Below are 20,029 nucleotides of genomic sequence, written 5' to 3' on the forward strand. Positions count from 1 at the left end.
GAGGCTGGGGCAGAATCACCCTGTGCCTATCGACGCCACTGCCACACCCCTGTCGGCCAGTGCCCGACCCGAGCTCACCGCAGGACGCCGGATCGGGGTGCTGCTCTCCCACGGTTTCACCGGCTCCCCCGCCTCCATCCGGCCCTGGGGTGAGTCGCTCGCGGCTCGCGGCTACGCCGTCGAGGTGCCCCGGCTGCCGGGTCACGGCACGTCCTGGCAGGACATGAACAAGACGACGTGGGCCGATTGGTACGCCGAGATCCAGCGCTGCTTCGACAAGCTCGACGCCGAGAACGACGCCGTCGTGGTGTGCGGCCTCTCGATGGGCGGAGCCCTGGTGCTCCGGCTGGCAGCAGACCGTCCCAACCGCATCGCCGGTGTGGTCGTGGTGAACCCGGCCGTCGGCACCGAACGCAAGGACGTCCTGCTCCTGCCGGTCCTCAAGCACGTCATCGGCTCGTTCCCGGGCATCGCCAACGACATCAAGAAGCCCGGCATCGAAGAGCACGGCTACACCCGGACGCCGCTGCGGGCGGCCGCCTCGATGTTCGCCGGCTACAAGGCCCTGCGCGCCGATCTGCCGCAGATCACCGCCCCGATCCTCTACCTGCGCTCGAGCGTCGACCACGTGGTCGACGGCCTGTCCGAGCGCGTGATCCTGAGCAGGATCTCCTCGCGTGACGTCACCCGGACCGCGTTGGAGGACAGCTATCACGTGGCCACCCTCGACAACGACGCCCCGACGATCTTCGACTCGTCGGCCGACTTCATCGCGCGAGTGACCGCGCAGCAGTGAGCACCCGGTGAGCAGCAGGGACGACGACGCCTGGCGACAGATCGTCGAACACTACGGCGATGCCCCGGAGTTCCCCGACGAGCCGGCCGACGAGCCGGGGCCCGGGGCTGACTCCGAGCCCGGCGTACCCGAGGCGGAGCCGTTCGCCGACCCGGCCGACGAGGTCCCCGAGCTCGAGCGCTTCGTGCCGCCTGACCCCCCGCCGTTGCCACGTCCTCGCGGCGCCCGGCTGTTCGCCTGGCTCGGCATCTTCGGCTCACCCGTCCTGCTGCTGGTGAGCCTCTTCCTCAACCTGCGGCTGCCCTCCACGATCTCGACCCTGGTCGTGATGTGGTTCCTCGGCGGCTTCCTCTATCTCGTCTACCAGATGCCGAAACAGCGCGACGACCCGTGGGATGACGGCGCCCGGCTCTGAACCCGCCAGCGCTGGTCTAGGCTGCCGGGCGTGAGCGAGAGCGAGAGCGTAGAAGTCACCGGCCACCTGATGGACACCGGCATCCTCAGCCGGATCCTCGACGACATCCGGGAGTACGGCGGTGACTACGTCATCGACCGATTCGACGTGGGACACGAGGCGGCTGACACCTCGCGCGCGACCATCACGGTGAGCGCCGAGGACGACGACTCCCTGCAGCGCCTGCTGATGCGCCTGCAGACTCGCGGCGTCAACCAGGTCGACCCCGGCGAGGTCGGGGTCGCGCCCTGCGAGCAGGACGGCGTGTTCCCCGACGGGTTCTACTCCACCACCAACCTGGTCACCCGGATCAGGATGGGCGGTCGGTGGTTCCCGGTGGAGAACCCGGAGATGGACTGCGGCCTGATCATCGACTTCGACGACGACCGCCGGCCGGTGCGGGTCTACACGCTGCCGATGGCCGACGTGCGTTCAGGCATGAACGTCGTCGTCGGGGCCGACGGCATCCGCGTGGAGGTCCCGGTGACCGAGAAGCGCGAGGGTGCCTTCGGCTTCATGGAGTCCGACGTGTCCAGCGAGAAGCCGCAGGCGGTGCTGGTGCGCCAGGTGGCTGAAGGCATGCGCGATGCCAAGGCAGCCGGCAAGAAGGTGCTGTGGGTCGGCGGCCCCGGTGTGGTGCACACGGGCGCGGCGCCGGCCATGGTGGCCCTGGTGCACGCCGGTTTCGTCGATGTCCTCTTCGCCGGCAACGCCTTGGCCACCCACGACATCGAGGCCGCCCTCTACGGCACCAGCCTCGGGGTCGACCTGGCCATGGGTCGTGGTGTCGAACACGGCCACGAGCACCACATCCGGGCACTCAACACCATCCGCAAGGAGGGCTCGATCAGGGCCGCGGTCGAGAGCGGCACGCTGACCGGTGGCATCATGCACGCCCTGGTCACCCACGGACGTGAGTTCGTGCTGGTCGGGTCGGTGCGCGACGACGGCCCGTTGCCGGACGTCTACACCGACGTGATCGACGGCCAGCGCGCGATGCGCGCCAAGCTCACCGATGTCGGGTTCTGCCTCATGGTGGCCACCATGTTGCACTCGGTCGCCACGGGCAACATCCTGCCGGCCTCGGTCCCCCTGGTGTGCGTGGACATCAACCCCGCGACCGTCACCAAGCTGTCGGACCGCGGGTCCTCCCAGGCCCGCGGCATCGTCACCGACGTCGGTCTGTTCCTCGAGCAGCTCGCCGTCGAGCTCGTGCCCGGCTACCGGTCGTAGGCTCCCCCGCCTCGGCCAGCAGGCGCCGGGTGCGCGGACGCCAGCGCCACCCGATGGTCTCGCGGGCCCCGTGCAGCCGGGCGAGGTCGGCGGCACCGACCATGCCCGCCTCGGGCCCGAAGGCGGCGCGTACGACGTCCGGGACCTCGCGGTGACCGGCCCCGACCAGCGAGCGGACCAGGGCCCGGCGCGCCGGCTCGAGCAGCCGGTCCCCCGCCGCTGAGACGCCTCCACCGATCACGATCCGGTCCGGGTCGAAGGCGGCCACCAGGTTGGCCAGGCCGACGCCGAGCCAGTCGCCGACGTCGGCGAACGCGGCGCGCGCCACCAGGTCGCCCCCCTCGGCGGCCTCGGTGACCATCGGTCCGTTGAGGAGGTCGGGCTGGCCCGAGCAGAGGTCCTCCAGCACTGACGGCTCCACGCCCATCCGGGAGCGAGCCACCCGCACCAGGGCGTTGCCCGACGAGTACTGCTCCCAGCACCCTTGGCCGCCGCACTCACACCGCTGCCCGTCGGGCACCACCTGCATGTGCCCGAACTCGCCGGCCATGCCGTTGCGACCCCTCCAGAGCCGGCCACCGAGCACGATGGCTCCGCCGATCCCGGTGCCCATGGTCACGATGATCGCGCTGCCCGCACCACGCGCCGCGCCGTACCGGTATTCGGCCCAGGCCGCGGCATTGGCATCGTTGTCCAGGATGACCGGAGCCGCGATCCGCTTCTGGAGCCGGACCCGCACGTCCTCGCCCTGCCAGGGCAGGTGCGGGGCGAACATGACCCGGCTACCGTCCCGGTCCACGAACCCGGCGGCCGCGACCCCGACCGCCGCGATGGGCACGCCTCCGGCGGCCTCCACGACGGCCTCGGCGATGGCCCGTTCCACCAGTTCCGGCGGCACGCGGCGCCCCGGGGTGGAGCGGCGCGCCGTACGCCGGATGGAGCCGTCGGCGTCGATCACACCGGCCAGCACCTTGGTGCCGCCGACGTCGACGCCGATGGTCACCGGCGGGGCTAGGGACTCGAGCATGAGCACAGTCTCCCCGACGGCGGGCCGGGTGCGCACGTTCCGGGCCCGCGACACGACACGAGTGCCATAGCCCGTTCGGACTACCCGGGTCGGCGCACCTCATCCTCATTCACGATCATTTGAGCGCGAATCCCCCGATTTCGGGTATGCGCAACCCCAGTCCCTCCTACTGTGTGCTCGAGAAGAGGTGGGGAATCGTGTTCATGCACAGACTGCGCGCCCGGCGCGGCGAACGAGGCGCTGTGGCCGTCGAGGCTGCCATCGTCACGCCGCTCCTGCTGATGCTCGTCTTCGGCATCATCGAGTTCGCACTGCTGATGCGTGACGACACCGCTCTCACCTCGGCCACCCGCGCGGGTGGGCGCGTGGCCTCGGCCAACGCCGATGCCGGCCCCGGTGGCGTCAACGAGGCCGGTGACTGCGTCAGCCCGTGCAGTCCGGCCAACGCCCCGATGTTCGCCCAGCTCGCCGCGAACGCCGTGCAGCAGGCCGGCAGTGCGATGCCGAAGGACTCGATCACCGAGTTCTGGGTCTACAAGGCCAACGACAAGGGATACCCGGGCTCCAACGGCAACACCACCATGACCTGCAGCAGCAACTGCGTGAAGTACAAGTGGGTCGCCGCGAAGGACCAGTTCCGCTACTACAGCGGCACCTGGCTCTCCGGTACCGTCAACGGGTGCGCGGCCTCCCCGCCGGACTCGGTGGGGATCTACATCGTGGCAAACCACAAGTTCCTCACCGGGCTGTTCTCCAGCAGCACGCTGATCGACGATCACGCCGTGTTCGCCTTCGAGCCGCTGCCCACGCTGACCTGCGCCCCAGGAGCCCACACATGAGGTGGGCGCTCTCGCGCTGGAAGCGGCGTCGCGAGGCGGGTTACGCCGCCATCATGGTGGCGATGCTGGTGCCTACGGTCTTCCTGGGACTCGCTGCGCTCGGCGTCGACACCGCCCGCTGGTACGTCGAGCTGGAGCGCATGCAGAAGGCGGCCGACGCCGCCGCACTGGCTGGCGTGCCCTACCTCCCTGCCGATCTGGCCGCAGCCAAGTCGACGGCCATCGCCGTGGCAGCCAAGAACGGCTACGCCACCGGCGGCGCCACCACGGTTTCGGTGACCCAGGGTGATCGGGCCAGCCAACTGAAGGTCACCATCACCAGCTCGGTGAAGAATGCCTTCGGACAGTTCATCGGCACCGCCAACCAGCCGGTGAGCAGGTATGCCGTGGCGGACTTCACCGCTCCGGCACCCATGGGCAGCCCCTGCAACACCTTCGGCAACGAGCCCCCCAGCCAGGACGGCGCTGCCCAGCCGACCGGCACCGCTCTGCCCGCTGTGCCTTTCCCGAACTGCACCTCGACGCCCCAGTTCTGGGCGGCCATCGAGGGCCCTGCCACCGACAAGGTGCAGGGCGACCGCTACATGACCTCGCCGTGCACGACCTCGGGGACCTTCGGGTGTGCCTCGAACTCCAACTCCGAGAAGCACCCGGAGGGCTACTTCTTCGCCCTGCACGTCGAGCCGGCCGCGGTCAACACCCCCATCGACGTCCAGGCCTACGACCCGGCCTTTATCTACACGACCATCAGCTGCTCCTCGCTGCCCTCGACCGGCTCGCTGTCCAACAACATGAACGCGTACGCCACCACGGACGGCAAGCTGCGCTACACCCAGTGGAAGAACACCTCGGGCTCGGTGGTCAACGCCGGCGCCCAGAAGTACTGCTCGGGCGACTACAACCCAGGCTTCAGCTCGGCACCGGCTACGCCACCGACCACTTCCTTCGTGGTCCGCGAGCAGACCGACACCGGCGACCCCATGAAGGGTGCCGTGGTCTCGGGGTGCACACGGCAGTACGTCGGCAGCTCGACCGTGCCGACCGTCAACATGCTGACCACCGGCAACTCTGCCTACAATCCCCAGCTGGCCAGCATCTTCCATGCGTGGACCTCGATCTGCACGTTCACTCCCACCCGCAGCGGCGACTACTACCTCCAGGTCCGCACCAACGTCGCGGCAGGGGGGACCACCGCCGCCAACGTCAACTCGTCGGGAGTCACCAAGCCGTCCCTGATCTACGCAGGCAACGCCGCAGCAGCGGCGGCCACCGGCGACGACGAGAACGACCTCGGCCTGAACTCTTTCGCCCTGCGTGCGGTCCCCGCCAGCTCCGCACTGCGCGATGACATCTCGGTCGCGGGTTACTCACGGATGCCGATCCTGCAGAACGCCACCACCAGCTCGGCGACGTTCAACCTGATCAAGGCTCTCCCGAACGCACGTGGTCAGTACGTCGCCTTCGACTTCTTCGACGCTGCCGACGGATCGTCGGGCACGGGGAGCGTGAAGGTGACCGCGCCAGCGGACGCCACCGGCTCCATCAAGGCGACCTCGAACATCCCCGGGTGCAAGGGCGCCCTGAACAACGCCGCCTACACGGCGCTCACGAACTGCAGTGTGCCGGTGACGGCATCGACCCACAACGGCCAGCTGCAGCATGTGGTGATCCCGCTGCCGAGCGACTACGACTGCAACCCCGCGACGTTGGGCGGGTGCTGGTTCTCGGTGACCATCACGTTCAGCTCCGGCAGCAACCTGACCGACTTCACCACGTGGGATGCCAACATCGGTGGCGACCCGGTCCGCCTGATCGAGTAGGCGCGCCGAGTCCGTCAGCCGCGCCGGGCCAGGTCCGCTGCACCGATCATGCCGGCGGCGTTGCCGAGCTCAGCCTTGCGGATCTCCAGCTCCGGGCGGTGTCCCCGAGCGGTCAGGTTGGTGCGGAAGGCTGCCCGGATCGGGTCGAGCAGCAGGTCTCCCACCTCGGAGACCCCGCCACCGATCACCGCCACGGCAGGGTCGAGCACTGCGGCGAGCTGGGCGATGCCCTCGCCGAGCCACTGACCGAGGAGCTCGATCTGCTCGATGGCGAAACGATCTCCCTCGGCGGCTGCTTCGCTGATCATCGGCCCGGTGATGTCCTTGGGGACTCCCCCCGCCCGGTCCAGCAGGCCCTGCGCGAGCAGGGAACCGTTCTCGGCCGCCTTGCGGGCGCCCCGGACCAGCGCTGAGCCGGACGCGTATTGCTCCCAGCAGCCACGGTTGCCACAACCGCAGGCACGGCCGTTGCGCTCCACCCGTAGGTGACCGATCTCGGCGGCAACTCCGAACCCACCGCGGTAGAGCTCGCCATCGAGCACGATCCCACCGCCCACGCCCGTCCCGACCGTCACCAGAAGCAGGTCGACGACGTCCTTGCCGGCGCCGAACTCGAACTCACCCCAGGCGGCGACGTTGGCGTCGTTCTCGACCACGACCGGCAGCGACAGCCGGCGCTCCAGGTCTGCCTTCATCGGCTCGTCGCGCCACGCCAGGTTGGGCGCGAACATCACCGTCGAGCGCAGCTTGTCGACGAAGCCGGCGGCGCCGATCCCGACCGAGGTGATGTCGTGGTCGAGTTGGAGGAGTCGGACGACCTGCTCGATGGCGTTCTCGATCGCGTCCGAGTCGGTGGCCGGGGACTCCACCCTGGCCTGCGCCAGGATCGTGCCGTCGGTGTCGACCACTCCCCCGGCGATCTTGGTGCCACCCACATCGATGCCACACGCCAGTCCACTCACGAATCGTCTCCACTCTCATCGGTCCACCCGGTCTCGTCCAGGTCAATGTGCTGCACCGGCGTCGGCCGGGCGTCCCGGCTCGACTCGCTCGGCGGCGCCATCAGTGCGCTCAGGGCGTGCAGCAGCGACGAGGCCGCTGCACCAAGATGGGCCTTCACCTCAGGGCTCGTGCTGCGGATCAGGTGGACCCCTCGGCACACCGGGCAGTAGGTGCACTCCTGGCTGCCCGTGGCCAGGTGCTCGTTGACGTCGGTGGCCGCGTCCGCGAGATCGCCCACCGCCTCCGCGAAGCCGTGTCCGACCACGTCGGCCAGACCGTCGCCGTGCTCGCGAGCCCAGCCGGAGAGGGCGCCGAACAGCTTCGCTGCCTCCTCCGCGACACTGCCCACGGGTTCGGGCCCATCCGCCCCGGCCTGCTCCCCGCCCCCGTTCACACGCTCACCTCGTGGAAGCGGACCTGCAACTCGCCCTGCTCGAGGCGTGCCGCACTCACCTGGTGGCGAGACAGGCTCGCGGGCAACGACAGCAGACGACGGTAGGAACCGACGGTCACGACCAGCTCGTCCCCGGTCCGGGCGAGATCGACGTCGCGGCGACCGGCGAGGGGCAGGGACAGATGGAGCACGGCACCCCGGTCACTGCTGGTGATCCGCAGCGGCGGCCCCGCCTCAGGCTCGGCGAAGGGGTCGTCAGCGCCGTACAGCTCCGTCGCCAGGGAGCGCAGCGCGGTGACCCCGGCAGGCTCGCCGGGAAGGTAGGCCGCGCGCCAGATGGACAGACCCGAGAACGAGGCCTCGACGTCGGCGAGCACACCCCGCTGGGCGTCGACCCACCCGTCTCGCCACGAATCCCTCGGGCCGGTGGCCACCTCGGGGAAGACCCGGTTGGCCACCACACCGTCGACGCGGTAGCCGAACAGGGACAGGGTCGTGTAGGCACGCCGAGCCTCGGCCACCACCATCCGCTCCGGGGTCAGCACCACCCGGATGCTGGCCCGCGGGCCGCTGAGCAGGGTGCGCACCTCCTCGAGCTCACCGTGCAGCCGCTGGAGTGCCTCGAAGAACGCAGTGCCGGGAAGTGGCATTCCCGTGGCCCGGGTGAGGACCGGGCGCAGGCTGGCGACCAGGGAGCGCTGGAGTCCGAAGAGGCGCTGCATGTACCACCCCAGTGCCTCCGGCATCGCCAGGAGGCGCAGGGTCTCGGCGGTGGGTGCGCAGTCGACCACAACGACGTCCCAGGCACCTTCCAGTGCCCGCTCGCGAAGCTCCAGCAGGGCGAAGATCTCCTCGGCGCCGGGGAGGATCGTGAGCTCCTCGGCGCTCACCGAGTCGACGCCGGCCACGGTCAAGACCGAGAGCAGGTAGGACTGGATGTCGGCCCAGGAGCGCTCGAACCGGGCTTGGGCATCGATGTGCTGCACGAAGAGGTTGTCGGCCACCGGCGTCGGCTCCGAGCCGACCTCGATGCCGAACGCGTCCGCCAGGGAATGCGCGGAGTCGGTGGACAACACCAGGGTCCGGCGACCCGTCGCAGCAGCCAGCGCCGCTGTGCCGGACGCGATCGTCGACTTCCCCACGCCGCCCTTGCCGGTGAACAGCAGGATCCGGGGACCAGTAGGAGGCAACGTCACAGTGACTCGACGCGCTTCTTCAATCCCTTCAGGGCGGTGTCGATGAGGATCTTCTCGCCCTTGCGCTTGAGCATCCCGATCAGCGGGATCGACACGTTGAGCAGCAACCGGTAGGAGACCTCGGTGGTGCCGTTGCCGAGGTCGGCCAGCAGGTAGGAGCCGTCGAGCTCGGTGAGCATCTTGCCCTCGACCAGCGACCAGGTGACCTCACGGTCGCCGTCCCACACGTAGGCAAGGGTGTACTCGTCCTTGATCGGCGAGACGTCGATCTTGAAGAAGACCTCTTTGGCCCGCCCGTCGGGGAGGGTCTCACGGACTTCGGCGATGGTCACGCCCTTGGCCCACGAGGGGTACGACGCGAAGTCGGCGATGACCTCCATGACCTCCGCCGCTGGGGCGTCGATCACGATCGAAGAGGTGGTCTGCTCGGCCATTGTGGAACCCCTGACAACTCATGAGCGGTGGTGGCCCGACCCTACCGGATCCCGGTGATCGACCCACCGACTCGGGAACGCTACGGACGAGTAGTCTGCCTCCAGTTACCCTCACACGGCTGGTAGCGAACAGGAGGCCAGGGTGCGCGAGTTCTCCACCCCCATGACCATCGAGATCCCGAAGGTCGGAAACCTCACCGACGACGTGGTCACCAATGGCCGCGAGCACGGCGCCGACGTGGTGTTCAGCCGCAACACCGGCGACGCCTGGGTGGACGTCACGGCAGCCCAGTTCCTGAGCGAGGTCCAGTCGGTGGCCAAGGGCCTGGTCGCCGCCGGCATCGAATCTGGCGACCGGGTCGCCCTGATCTCCAAGACCCGCTATGAGTGGACCCTGCTCGACTACGCGATCTGGTTCGCCGGTGCGGTCACCGTGCCGATCTACGAGACCTCCTCCGCGGAGCAGGTCGGCTGGATCCTGCAGGATTCCGGGGCGAAGGCCGTGGTCGCCGAAGGCGCTGACCACCTGGCCCGGGTCCGGTCCGTCCGCGACGGCCTGACCGAGCTCAACCATGTCTGGTCGCTCGACGACAACGCCATCTCGGTCCTGGTCCGCCTCGGCGAGGACATCGGCGACGCCGCGCTCGAGGAGCGGCGTGCCACTGCCACCCCGTTGGACCTGGCCACGCTGATCTACACCAGTGGAACCACCGGGCGACCCAAGGGCTGCATGCTGACCCACGGCAACTTCATGTTCGAGCTCGGCGTGGGCGTCGATGAGCTGAACGTGCTGTTCCACGACGACTCCTCGACGCTGCTCTTTCTCCCGCTGGCCCACGTCTTCGCGCGCATCGTGCAGATCGGCTGCGTGAAGTCGCGGGCCCGGATGGGGCACTCGGCCGACATCAAGCACCTGGTGGCCGATCTGGGTGCCTTCAAGCCGACCTTCATCCTCGCCGTGCCGCGAGTCTTCGAGAAGGTGTTCAACACCGCCTCGCAGAACGCGACGGCGGACGGCAAGGGCAAGATCTTCAACCGGGCCGCCGAGACTGCCATCGCCTGGTCGCGCGCCCAGGACACCGGCAAGGCGTCGTGGAAGGTCCGCGCCCAGCATGCGGTGTTCGACCGGCTCGTCTACGGCCGGTTGCGTGATGCCCTGGGTGGGCGATGTGAATACGCGATCTCCGGTGGCGCACCGCTGGGTGACCGGCTGGGGCACTTCTACCGGGGCATCGGCGTCACCGTTCTTGAGGGCTACGGACTCACCGAGACGACCGCGGCCCTGACGGTCAACCAGCCGACCGCCCTCAAGATCGGCACTGTCGGGCGACCGCTGCCCGGCACGGCAGTGCGCGTCGCCGACGACGGGGAGCTCCTGTTCCGCGGCGGCCAGGTCTTCTCCGGCTACTGGAACAACGAGGCCGCCACGACCGAGAGCCTGGCCCGCGACGGCTGGTTCCACACCGGTGACGTGGGCGAGGTCGACGACGAGGGGTTCGTGCGGATCACCGGGCGCAAGAAGGAGATCCTGGTGACCGCCGGTGGCAAGAACGTCGCCCCGGCCGTGCTCGAGGACCGGCTGCGGGCCCATGCGCTGGTCAGCCAGTGCATCGTGGTCGGCGACGGGCAGCCCTACATCGCGGCGCTGGTGACCATCGACCCCGATGCCTTCCCGGCGTGGGCCGAGGCGCACGGGAAGTCGGGCAGCATCGCCGATCTCGTCGACGACCCCGACCTGCGTGCCGAGATCGAGTCCGCCGTCGAGGACGCGAACAAGGCGGTGTCGAAGGCCGAGTCCATCCGCAAGTTCACCATCCTCCCGATGGACTGGACCGAGGAGACCGGAGAGCTGACCCCCAGCCTCAAACTCAAGCGCAATGTGGTCATGCGGGCCTTCCGCGACGATGTCGCAGCGCTTTACACCTGACTTGTCCGAACGGCATGAGCCGAAATGACTAGACTAGTGCCCGATATGTAGTCATTCCGGGTGGTGTGATGCGATTCGCCCGTCACTGGGGTCGGTGTTTCGGCAAAGTTGGCGGAGTTCACATGCGTGGCCGTGCCGTCCGGGGGAAGCAGCCCAGCGTCGCGGTCAATTGACCGAGTAGAGGTACCCAAACATGGCCCGTCGCGGGATTCTCCTGACCGTCGCTGCGATCATTGCCGCGCTCGGCACCCTGCTGGTCTTCCTCTATGTGAACGGCGCCGACGACCGCGCCGCTGAGCCGTTCGAGACCGTGGACGTGCTACGCGCAGTGAAGGTGATCGCACCGGGCGAGACCGTGGAGGACGCGCAGGCCGCGGGCAAGTTCGAGCTCCAGCCGGTGCCCAAGAACCAGGTGCTCGCCGGTTCGCTGGCCGACACCACCAGTCTCGAGGGCAAGGTCGCGACCACGACCATCTACCCCGGTGAGCAGATCATCGCCTCCAAGTTCGGTGGCACCGCCGAGTCGAACGTGCTCCCGATCCCGAAGGGCATGATGGCTGTCACGGTCAACCTCACCGACCCCGCCCGGGTGGCCGGGTTCGTGAGTCCCGGCGCAGAGGTGGCCATCTTCTACATGGGCAATGACGCTCGCAAGCAGGACCAGGCGTTCGCACGGATGATGCTGCCGCGCGTCACTGTTCTCGGTGTCGGATCCACGGCCCCAGGCAAGACCACGACGACCGCGACCGACGGCACCGCCACGACCGAGGTGCTGCCCAATGCGCTGTTGACGATCGCGGTGAGCAAGGAAGACGCGGAGCGGGTCCTGTATGCCACGAAGAATGCCGAGATCGCGTTCGGTCTCCTGACCGAGGACTCCGAGGTCCCGCAGGGTCCGGGGATCTACTACCCCGACGTCTTCAAGTCCGAACTGTTCAAGTGAGGAATCCCGATGCCCGTCATCGTCGATCGTGACCCCCAGGTCATTGCGACACTGAGCGCCATGTTGCCTCCGGGCACGCATGCGGTCGACAGCGCCGACCGGCTGCTGGCGTGGCTGAACAACCGCAGTGACGAGTACGTCGTCTTCCTCGGTCCGAACGTGCCCATGGACGAGGCCACGGCGCTCTGTGACCAGTTGAGGATCACGCAGCCCAGCACCACGGTCGTCATCGTGCGTGACGTCGTCGACACCGAGATCCTGTCCAAGGCCATGCAGGCGGGCGCGCGCGACGTCGTGCTCACCACCGACCACGGGGCGGTGATCGCCGCGGTGAACCGCGCCCAGACCCTGTGGGTGGCGCTACGTGGACCCGGAGGAGCGGCCCACGTCGGGCAGATCATCACCGTCTTCTCACCCAAAGGGGGCGTCGGCAAGACGACCACCTCGGTCAACCTCGCTCTCGCCCTGTCCCAGGGCGGTGCACGCAAGGTGTGCCTGGTCGACCTCGACCTGGCCTTCGGCGACGTCGCCATCACCATGCAGCTGGTGCCGGCACACACGATCGAGGAGGCCATCGGGGCGGAGGACCAACTCGACGAGGCCATGATCGAGACCCTCCTGACCCGCCACGAGGACTCGCTGATGGTGCTGGCCGCGCCCGCGCTGCCCGACGCCAGGGACCGGATCACCGCGCGCCTGGTGTCCAAGATGCTGCGCACGCTCAAGCAGCAGTTCGACTTCGTCGTCGTCGACACCGCTCCGAGCTTCGACGAGCAGACGCTGCAGGCCCTCGACGAGACCGATGAGTGCGTCATCGTAGCCACTCTCGACGTACCCACGCTCAAGAACGTCAAGGTCGCCTTCGAGACCCTGGACCTGTTGAGCATCGCCGTCGACCACCGTCATCTGGTGCTCAACCGGGCCGACGACGCGGTTGGTCTCGACAATGCGAAGGTCGAGGCCATCCTCGGGGTGGCCATCTCGGTGCCGATCCCGACCGCCGTCGAGGTGGCCGCCGCCACGAACGCCGGGCGACCCATCGTGCTGGCCAACGCCGACCATGCGGCCAGCCGCGCATTCCGCGACCTGGCGCGCGCGGTTGCCGGTGACGACGTCCTGGATCCCGAGACCAGCCGCAACGGCACCAAGAAGCCCGACGCCGAACGGCGCGGCAACCGCAAGATATTCCGGAGGGGATGACCATGGGCAGCCTGAGAGACCGTCTCGCCGCAGCCACCTCGCGTCAGGACGGTGCCGAGACCCCGGCCGGTGTGGCCGCCGACGGTGCCGCTCCCCCGTCGCCGTACGCCGCCCTGGGCACGGCCGCCGAGCCGGCCTCCGATGCGCCGTTCGTCGAGTCCTCACCCGGTCGTCGGCTGGCCCCGGTCACCGCCGAGCCGGTCCGGGGCCACCAGCCGCCCCCGCCGCCGCCGAACAACAGCTCCACGGCCAACAGCAGCGCAGCGAGCGCCACCCACGACGCCGAGGTCCGCCGCAAGGCCTTCGTCACGACCCAGAACGACCGGATCGAGGAGCTCAAGTCGCACATCCACGCCGAGCTGCTGAAGCAGCTCGGCCCGCAGCTCTACGACATCAAGGTCGATCAGTCCGAGCTGGCCAAGAAGGTCCGCGAGGTCCTCAAGGACGTGCTCGGCGCCCAGGAGCGTCCGCTCTCCGGCGCAGACCGGTCCCGGGTCACCCAGGAGATCACCGACGACATCCTCGGCAACGGGCCGATCGAGCCCTTCCTGCGTGACGAGGACGTCACCGAGGTCATGGTGAACGGCTTCGACAGCATCTACCTGGAGAAGGCCGGCAAGCTCACCAAGGTCGACGCCCGCTTCAGCGACGAGGCACACCTGCGCCGCACCATCGACAAGATCGTCTCGCGCATCGGTCGCCGCGTCGACGAGTCCAGCCCGATGGTGGACGCCCGTCTGCCCGACGGCAGCCGCGTCAACGCCGTCGTGCCCCCGCTCGCCGTCGACGGCTCGTCGCTGACCATCCGGAAGTTCTCCGCCGACCCGCTGACCGCCACGGACCTGATCCGCTTCGGCTCGCTCTCGGAGCGGACCTGTGACTTCCTCGATGCCTGCGTCCGGGGCCGGCTCAACATCATCGTGTCCGGCTCGACCGGTGCCGGCAAGACCACCACCCTCAACGTGCTGTCGTCCTTCATCCCGACCGACGAGCGCATCGTCACCATCGAGGACGCCGCCGAGCTGCAGCTCCACCAGGACCACGTCGTCCGCCTGGAGAGCCGCCCGGCGAACATCGAGGGCAAGGGTGCGGTCGCGATTCGGGACCTGGTCAAGAACAGCCTGCGCATGCGACCTGACCGCATCATCGTCGGTGAGGTCCGCGACGCCTCCGCGCTCGACATGCTCCAGGCCATGAACACCGGTCACGACGGGTCGATCTGTACGTTGCACTCCAACGGGCCTCGCGACACGCTCTCCCGCATGGAGACCATGGTGCTGATGGCGGGCATGGACCTGCCGATCCGGGCCATCCGCGAGCAGGTCGCCTCCGCGGTCGACATGATCGTGCACCAGGCCCGGTTCCGTGACGGCTCGCGCCACATCACCCACGTCACCGAGGTCGAGCGCATGGAGGGTGACGTGATCACCCTGCAGGACATCTTCGTCTACGACCACAGCGCCGGCTTCGACGAGAACGGCAAGAGCCGCGGCCGCCTGGTCGCGACCGGCCTGCGACCGAAGTTCCTCGACAAGATGCTGCACTCCAACGTCGCTGTCGATCCGATGGTGTTCGCCACGGACGGTCGCTGATGACCGCACTGCTGCGCCAGCTCGGCCGGACCACGGCGCTGTGGCTCCTGGCCGGTCTCGTCGTCGTCCTCGGCGCACCCGCCATGGCCGCCGACGACGTGGCGATCTCGCACGTGGAGCCCAGTGCCGACGGGATCCAGATCCTGGTCTCGGTGCCCCAGGGCACCGAGGTCGACCTCGACCAGGTGTCGGTCACGGTGGCTGGAAAGGATGCCCCCGCGACCGCCACCTCCGCCTCGTCCGACGAGGAGGTCCAGCGCACCGCCGTGCTGGCCATCGACACCAGCAAGAGCATGAACGGCGCCCGCTTCGAGGCGGCCAAGCTCGCGGCCGACGCCTACCTCGACGCCGTGCCCAGCAATGTGATGGTCGGCATCGTGACCTTCGACAGCACCGTCCAGCGGGTCCTGGAGCCCAGCCTGGACCGCGACGCCGCGCGCGCCACGGTCGATGGTCTCCAGTTGAACCTCAAGACCCGCTTGTACGACGGAGTGCTCGAGGCCGTGGCGATGGCCGGCACGGAGGGACAGCGCAGCATCCTCATCCTCTCCGATGGTCTCGACACCAGCGACACGGAACTCGACTCGGTGACCACGGCCATCGAGGACGCCGACGTCCTGGTGGAGGCAGTTGCCCTCGAGCAGTCCGAGCAGGAGTCCGGACCGCTGCTGTCCATGGCCCAGGCAGGCAAGGGGCAGCTGATCAACGCCGACCCCGAGGCCTTGCGCGCGACGTTCGCCGCCGAGGCCGACGCCCTGGCCCGCCAGATCCTCATCACCGCCCAGGTCCCCGAGGGCGTCACGGCCACGGAGGCCCAGGTCGAGGTCAACCTGACCACGAGCGACGGGGCCGACCTCGAGGCGCAGGCTTTCGTGCCGATCCAGTCGGCAGACCAGGCCACGGAGCTCGCGCCGAGCAGCTCAGGCATGTGGTTCGGCCTGGAGGTCACCCGCAACCTCATGCTGGTCGGTCTGGGGGCGTTCGGCGTCGGCCTGCTGGCCATGATCATCATGGTCACCCGGATGGCCACGATCCGCCCGAGCGACGACAGCCCCGAGGCGCGGATCTCGCAGTTCACCAGCGGCCGCAAGGAAGGCAAGCGCAAGTCCGAGAAGGACACCGACCTGCGAGCCCAAGCCTCCACCGCGGCCGCACAGATGCTGGAGCGCAACAAGTCCCTCGAGGCCCGCATCGCCAACCGGTTGGAGTCTGCGGGCTCGGCGCTCAAGCCCTCCGAGTGGCTATTGGTGCACGCGGCCATCACGTTCGGGGCCGGCATCGTCGGGGTGCTCCTGTGGGGTCCCATCGGCTTGCTGATCTTCCTGGTCCTCGGCGCCCTGCTTCCGTGGCTGTGGCTGGGCCGCAAACGCAAGAAGCGCCTCAAGGCGTTCAACGCCGGCTTGGCCGACACGCTTCAGCTGATGTCGGGCAGCCTGTCAGCCGGCCTCTCCCTGGCCCAGTCGGTCGACACCATCGTGCGTGAAGGCAGCGAGCCGGTGACCAGCGAGTTCAAGCGGGTCCTGGTGGAGGCGCGCCTCGGCGTCACCCTGGAGGACGCGCTCGCAGGTGTCTCGGAACGGATGCAGAGCAAGGACTTCTCCTGGGTGGTCATGGCCATCAAGATCCAACGAGAGGTCGGCGGCAACCTGGCCGAGCTGCTCACGACCGTTGCCGCGACCCTGCGCGAGCGCGAGTACCTGCGCCGCCAGGTCGCGTCGCTCTCGGCCGAGGGCCGGCTGTCGGCGTGGGTGCTGGGCGGGCTGCCGCCGGTCTTCATGGTCTATCTGCTGCTCACCAACGGGGACTATGTCAAGCCCATGTTCAAGGAGCCGATCGGCTGGGGCATGCTCGGAATCGCCCTGGTGCTGCTGTTCACGGGCATCCTATGGATGAACAAGGTCATCAAGGTGAAGGTGTGACGGGCATGGTGTTCTTCCTCGGTGCTGCTCTGGTGTTCGTGGCACTCTTCATGGTCTTCGCGGCCATCGGTGGCCTGCAGTCCGAGACTCGCGGTGTCAACCGGTCCCTGGCTGTGCTGGAGGCGATGACCTCCGCCCCGACCGAGATGGCGAAGGAGTACGACGCCCCCTTCGGCGAGCGAGTCCTGGCGCCGCTCTACGAGCGTGTCACCAAGCTCGGGCGGCGGATCACCGGCGCCGACGCGGCCGACCGGATCCGGCACAAGCTCGACCTGGCCGGCAACCCTCCCGGGTGGACCGTGGACCGGGTCTCTGCCGGGAAGATCGTCGGCGCGGTCTGCGGCTTCGGCATGGCCGGGGTCTTCTCGCTGTTGCTCGGCTTCGGGCTCTCGGTCTCCCTGGTCGTGATCGCAGGCGGCACGGTGGCCGGCTTCTTCGGGCCTAACATGTACCTCTACCAACAGGCCTTCGATCGCACCGCGCGGATGCAGTCCGAGCTGCCCGATGCCATCGACCTGTTGACCATCTCGGTGGAGTCTGGGCTCGGCTTCGACGCCGCGCTCATGCAGGTCTCGCGCAACACCGATGGCCCACTGGCGGGCGAGTTCAGCAGGGTGATCCGGGAGATGCAGCTCGGCATGGGCCGATCCGATGCCCTGCGAGCGCTGGGTGAGCGCAACTCGATGCCCGACCTGAAGTCGTTCGTCTCCTCCATGGTGCAGGCCGACGCCTTCGGCATCCCGGTCGGCCAGGTGCTGCGGGTCCAGTCCAACGAGATCCGGATCAAGCGTCGCCAGTGGGCTGAGGAGCAGGCCCAGAAGGTGCCGGTCAAGATCACGGTCCCGCTGATCTTCTGCATCCTGCCCTGTCTGTTCATCGCGGTGCTCGGGCCGGCCGTCATCCAGATCATGAACAGCGGAATCGTGTAGTGACCCTGCTCCGCAAGCAGACCCGCTATATCGGAGTCGGTGGCCTAGCCCGGGTCTTCGCCCTACTCTCCATCGCCGTCCCGGTGATGTGGTCCGCCCTGGAGCCCGACGCCCTCGTCGGGGTGCTGGGCCTGGCGCTGGTGTGGATGGGGTCGCTGACGGTCGCCGGTCTCTTCCGGATCCCCCGCTGGATCGTGTTGATGGTCGAAGCGGGGCTGATCGGCTGCGTGGTCGGTGCCTCGCTCCAGGCAACCCTGTTGCTGGCTCCCGCTCTCGCCGTGACTCCCTTCGTGGGGGGACTGTCGAGAGGGGTGCGTGGCGTCATCGAGACGCTGGCCGTCCAGTTGGGCGCCGTATCGCTCACCATGGCCATCATCGCCCAACGGCCCGACCCCACCCAGGGCAGCGCGATCTTCACCTGGCTGCTGGCCGGGCTGGGCTTCGGGCTGCTTGCCTCCTTCGCGCGCTCGTTGCAGCACGCCGACGAGGACGAGCTGACGCCGTACCGAGATGCCAAGTCGCTGATCACCAAGCTCCTGGACCTCACCGGCGACCTCAGTGTCGGCCTGGACGCCGTCACCATCAGCCAGAACGTCATCGCCGAGGCACGTGAGGAGCTGCCCTTCGTGGGGGCGGTCGTCTACGTCCGCCGCGACGACGAGCTCACCCCCCTGCTCCAATCCGCCGAGCACGCCGGGCTCGACACCGGCTCGCGCGAACAGCTCGTCGAACGGGTCTGGTCGACCGCCGCGCCGGCCGTCCAGGCCGGCGAGATCGCCTTCCCGCTGCGCAACGACTCCGGGGTGGTGGCCGTGGTGGCCGCCGGGCTCGCCCCCGAGCTCGTCTCACGGCTGCCGGTGCAGGAGACGCTCGAGGCGCTGTCCCTGCGCTTCCGCCCCGAAGCACTGCAGCTGGACACCGCCCTGCTCTTCGACGCGGTCCGGGCCGAGGCCACCGCGGAGGAGCGCCGGCGCCTGGCCCGCGAGGTTCACGACGGAGTGGCGCAGGACATCGCCTCGCTGGGCTACATGGTCGACGATCTCGAGGAGTCTGCCACCAGCCCGACCCAGGTCGAGCTCTTCGGCATCCTGCGCCGTGAGATCACCGGTGTGGTCGCAGAGCTGCGTCGCTCGGTCTTCAGCCTGCGCAACGATGCGACGACGGTCGGCAGCCTGGGTGAGAGCATCGGCGCCCTGGCTCGCCACGTCACCACGGTGGCCGGGATCCCGGTGCACCTCACCCTGGACGAGGGATCGAGTCGCCTGCGCTGGGAGGTCGAGGCCGAGCTCCTGCGGATCACCCAGGAGGCCATGAACAACGCCGTGAAGCACGCCCGCGCAGACAACATCTGGGTGCACTGCACGGTCGCGGCCCCGTCCGCGGAGGTCATCGTGCGTGACGACGGCCGGGGCCTGGGCGACCTGCGCCACGACTCGCACGGCGTACGCATCATGCACGAACGCGCACGCCTGATCGGCGCCGCCGTCACGCTCGAAAACGGCGAGAGTGGAGGGGTCGTCATGCGTGTCGTGGTGTCTCCTGCCCCGCATCTTGCGGGTGAGGTGCAACAATCCGTCTTGCCATGACCGAGACAGAGAAGATCCGCGTCGTACTCGTCGATGACCACGAGCTGGTCCGACAGGGTCTCGCCCGCGCGTTCGAGCGCGACGAGTCCATGCAGGTGGTGGGCCTGGCCGGAAGCGTCGTCCAGGCGCTCGCCGCCTGGAAGGAACAGCAACCTGACGTCCTGGTCACCGACATGCAGTTGCCGGACGGCTCCGGCCACGACATCATCCGAGCCATCCGCGCCGAGAACGAGACTGTCGGTCTGGTGATGGTGACGATGCACTCCGGTGACGACCAGATCTTCGCTGCCATGGAGGCAGGCGCCTCGGCCTTCGTCGGCAAGGACGCCCCCTCGCGCGAGGTGGTGGCGTCCGCACGCCACGCCTACATGTCGCCGAGATCGTTCCTCTGCGCGGGCCTGGCAGGCGCCATGCTGCGGCGAGGCTCCTCCGACGTCCCGAAGCTGTCAGCCCGCGAGGTGGAGGTCCTGGACCTGCTTGCCGAGGGTCTGGGGACCGGCGCGATCGCCGGTCAGCTCTACATGTCGGAATCGACGGCCAAGACCCACATCGCCCGGATCTACCAGAAGCTGGGGGCGATGAACCGGGCCCAGGCCCTGGTCACCGCGATGCGCATGGGGCTGCTCTCCAGCGTCAACCCCAACAGCTGAACCACACGTCCTGCCTACCGTGTTTCGGCGCCCGATGTGGGCGTTTCGCGAAGGATCCCCCAGACACGAATCCCAGGACACCTGCGAG

At 68.6% G+C, this 20,029-nt stretch carries 18 protein-coding genes; 13 read left to right on the forward strand and 5 right to left on the reverse strand.

Going from position 1 to position 20,029, the window contains the following annotated elements; all coding sequences use genetic code 11:
• Nucleotides 1-22: 22 nt before the first annotated feature.
• The 3 genes from AB7I40_RS19630 to AB7I40_RS19640 are packed head-to-tail and all read left to right on the forward strand — an operon-like array spanning nt 23 to nt 2,483.
• Nucleotides 23-796 carry an alpha/beta hydrolase gene (locus AB7I40_RS19630; protein ID WP_428345281.1) on the forward strand — a complete coding sequence of 258 codons (774 nt, stop codon included), beginning with the start codon at nt 23-25 and terminating at the stop codon, nt 794-796.
• A gap of 7 nt (nt 797-803) precedes the next feature.
• The gene (locus AB7I40_RS19635; RefSeq protein ID WP_428345282.1) at nt 804-1,211 is read left to right on the forward strand and encodes a hypothetical protein; all 408 of its coding nucleotides are present in this window, start codon (nt 804-806) and stop codon (nt 1,209-1,211) included.
• Between the two features lie 30 nt (nt 1,212-1,241).
• Nucleotides 1,242-2,483, forward strand: a complete 1,242-nt coding sequence (locus tag AB7I40_RS19640) for a TIGR00300 family protein (protein WP_428345283.1) — start codon at nt 1,242-1,244, stop codon at nt 2,481-2,483.
• Here the strand turns inward: AB7I40_RS19640 and AB7I40_RS19645 are convergent.
• A complete protein-coding gene (locus AB7I40_RS19645) occupies nt 2,419-3,510 on the reverse strand; it encodes an ROK family protein (protein WP_428345284.1) in 1,092 nt (363 codons plus the stop codon). The two genes, AB7I40_RS19640 and AB7I40_RS19645, sit on opposite strands and share 65 nt — an antisense overlap.
• A 203-nt stretch (nt 3,511-3,713) precedes the next feature.
• On the opposite strand from AB7I40_RS19645, the gene AB7I40_RS19650 reads away from it, so the two are divergent.
• Both AB7I40_RS19650 and AB7I40_RS19655 read left to right on the forward strand, forming a co-directional pair.
• Nucleotides 3,714-4,349: a TadE/TadG family type IV pilus assembly protein gene (locus tag AB7I40_RS19650; protein ID WP_428345470.1), complete on the forward strand. Its 636-nt coding sequence runs from the start codon at nt 3,714-3,716 to the stop codon at nt 4,347-4,349.
• Nucleotides 4,346-6,169, forward strand: a complete 1,824-nt coding sequence (locus AB7I40_RS19655) for a pilus assembly protein TadG-related protein (protein WP_428345285.1) — start codon at nt 4,346-4,348, stop codon at nt 6,167-6,169. Before AB7I40_RS19650 ends, AB7I40_RS19655 begins: the two co-directional genes overlap by 4 nt.
• Before the next feature lie 14 nt (nt 6,170-6,183).
• On the opposite strand, the gene AB7I40_RS19660 is transcribed toward AB7I40_RS19655, so the two are convergent.
• Genes AB7I40_RS19660 through AB7I40_RS19675 form a run of 4 tightly spaced genes read right to left on the reverse strand, consistent with a single transcriptional unit; the run spans nt 6,184 to nt 9,195 of the window.
• Nucleotides 6,184-7,131, reverse strand: a complete 948-nt coding sequence (locus AB7I40_RS19660) for an ROK family glucokinase (RefSeq protein WP_428345286.1) — start codon at nt 7,129-7,131, stop codon at nt 6,184-6,186.
• The gene (locus AB7I40_RS19665; protein ID WP_428345287.1) at nt 7,128-7,565 is read right to left on the reverse strand and encodes a hypothetical protein; all 438 of its coding nucleotides are present in this window, start codon (nt 7,563-7,565) and stop codon (nt 7,128-7,130) included. Before AB7I40_RS19665 ends, AB7I40_RS19660 begins: the two co-directional genes overlap by 4 nt.
• Nucleotides 7,562-8,761, reverse strand: a complete 1,200-nt coding sequence (locus AB7I40_RS19670) for an ArsA family ATPase (RefSeq protein ID WP_428345288.1) — start codon at nt 8,759-8,761, stop codon at nt 7,562-7,564. Before AB7I40_RS19670 ends, AB7I40_RS19665 begins: the two co-directional genes overlap by 4 nt.
• The gene (locus tag AB7I40_RS19675) at nt 8,758-9,195 is read right to left on the reverse strand and encodes an SRPBCC family protein (protein ID WP_428345289.1); all 438 of its coding nucleotides are present in this window, start codon (nt 9,193-9,195) and stop codon (nt 8,758-8,760) included. Before AB7I40_RS19675 ends, AB7I40_RS19670 begins: the two co-directional genes overlap by 4 nt.
• 142 nt (nt 9,196-9,337) lie before the next feature.
• On the opposite strand from AB7I40_RS19675, the gene AB7I40_RS19680 reads away from it, so the two are divergent.
• The 8 genes from AB7I40_RS19680 (at nt 9,338) to AB7I40_RS19715 (ending at nt 19,941) form a co-directional block, all read left to right on the forward strand.
• Nucleotides 9,338-11,122 (forward strand): AMP-dependent synthetase/ligase, encoded by a 1,785-nt coding sequence (locus AB7I40_RS19680; protein ID WP_428345290.1) that lies wholly within the window; start codon nt 9,338-9,340, stop codon nt 11,120-11,122.
• A 193-nt stretch (nt 11,123-11,315) separates the two neighbouring features.
• Nucleotides 11,316-12,065, forward strand: coding sequence for a Flp pilus assembly protein CpaB (gene cpaB / locus AB7I40_RS19685; protein ID WP_428345291.1), 750 nt, complete (start codon nt 11,316-11,318; stop codon nt 12,063-12,065).
• Between the two features lie 9 nt (nt 12,066-12,074).
• The gene (locus AB7I40_RS19690) at nt 12,075-13,265 is read left to right on the forward strand and encodes an AAA family ATPase (RefSeq protein WP_428345292.1); all 1,191 of its coding nucleotides are present in this window, start codon (nt 12,075-12,077) and stop codon (nt 13,263-13,265) included.
• A 2-nt stretch (nt 13,266-13,267) separates the two neighbouring features.
• A complete protein-coding gene (locus AB7I40_RS19695) occupies nt 13,268-14,857 on the forward strand; it encodes a CpaF family protein (protein WP_428345293.1) in 1,590 nt (529 codons plus the stop codon).
• Complete coding sequence (locus AB7I40_RS19700; RefSeq protein WP_428345294.1) at nt 14,857-16,776, forward strand: type II secretion system F family protein; 1,920 nt, start codon at nt 14,857-14,859, stop codon at nt 16,774-16,776. The genes AB7I40_RS19695 and AB7I40_RS19700 overlap by 1 nt, the downstream gene beginning before the upstream one ends.
• Before the next feature lie 5 nt (nt 16,777-16,781).
• On the forward strand, nt 16,782-17,705 hold the full coding sequence (locus AB7I40_RS19705) for a type II secretion system F family protein (protein ID WP_428345471.1): 924 nt from the start codon (nt 16,782-16,784) through the stop codon (nt 17,703-17,705).
• Complete coding sequence (locus tag AB7I40_RS19710; protein ID WP_428345295.1) at nt 17,705-19,291, forward strand: sensor histidine kinase; 1,587 nt, start codon at nt 17,705-17,707, stop codon at nt 19,289-19,291. The genes AB7I40_RS19705 and AB7I40_RS19710 overlap by 1 nt, the downstream gene beginning before the upstream one ends.
• Nucleotides 19,288-19,941: a response regulator gene (locus tag AB7I40_RS19715; RefSeq protein ID WP_428345296.1), complete on the forward strand. Its 654-nt coding sequence runs from the start codon at nt 19,288-19,290 to the stop codon at nt 19,939-19,941. Before AB7I40_RS19710 ends, AB7I40_RS19715 begins: the two co-directional genes overlap by 4 nt.
• The last annotated feature ends 88 nt before the right edge of the window (nt 19,942-20,029 follow it).

The organism is Nocardioides sp. (assembly GCF_050246775.1).
In the GTDB taxonomy this organism is placed as follows: Bacteria; Actinomycetota; Actinomycetes; order Propionibacteriales; family Nocardioidaceae; genus Nocardioides.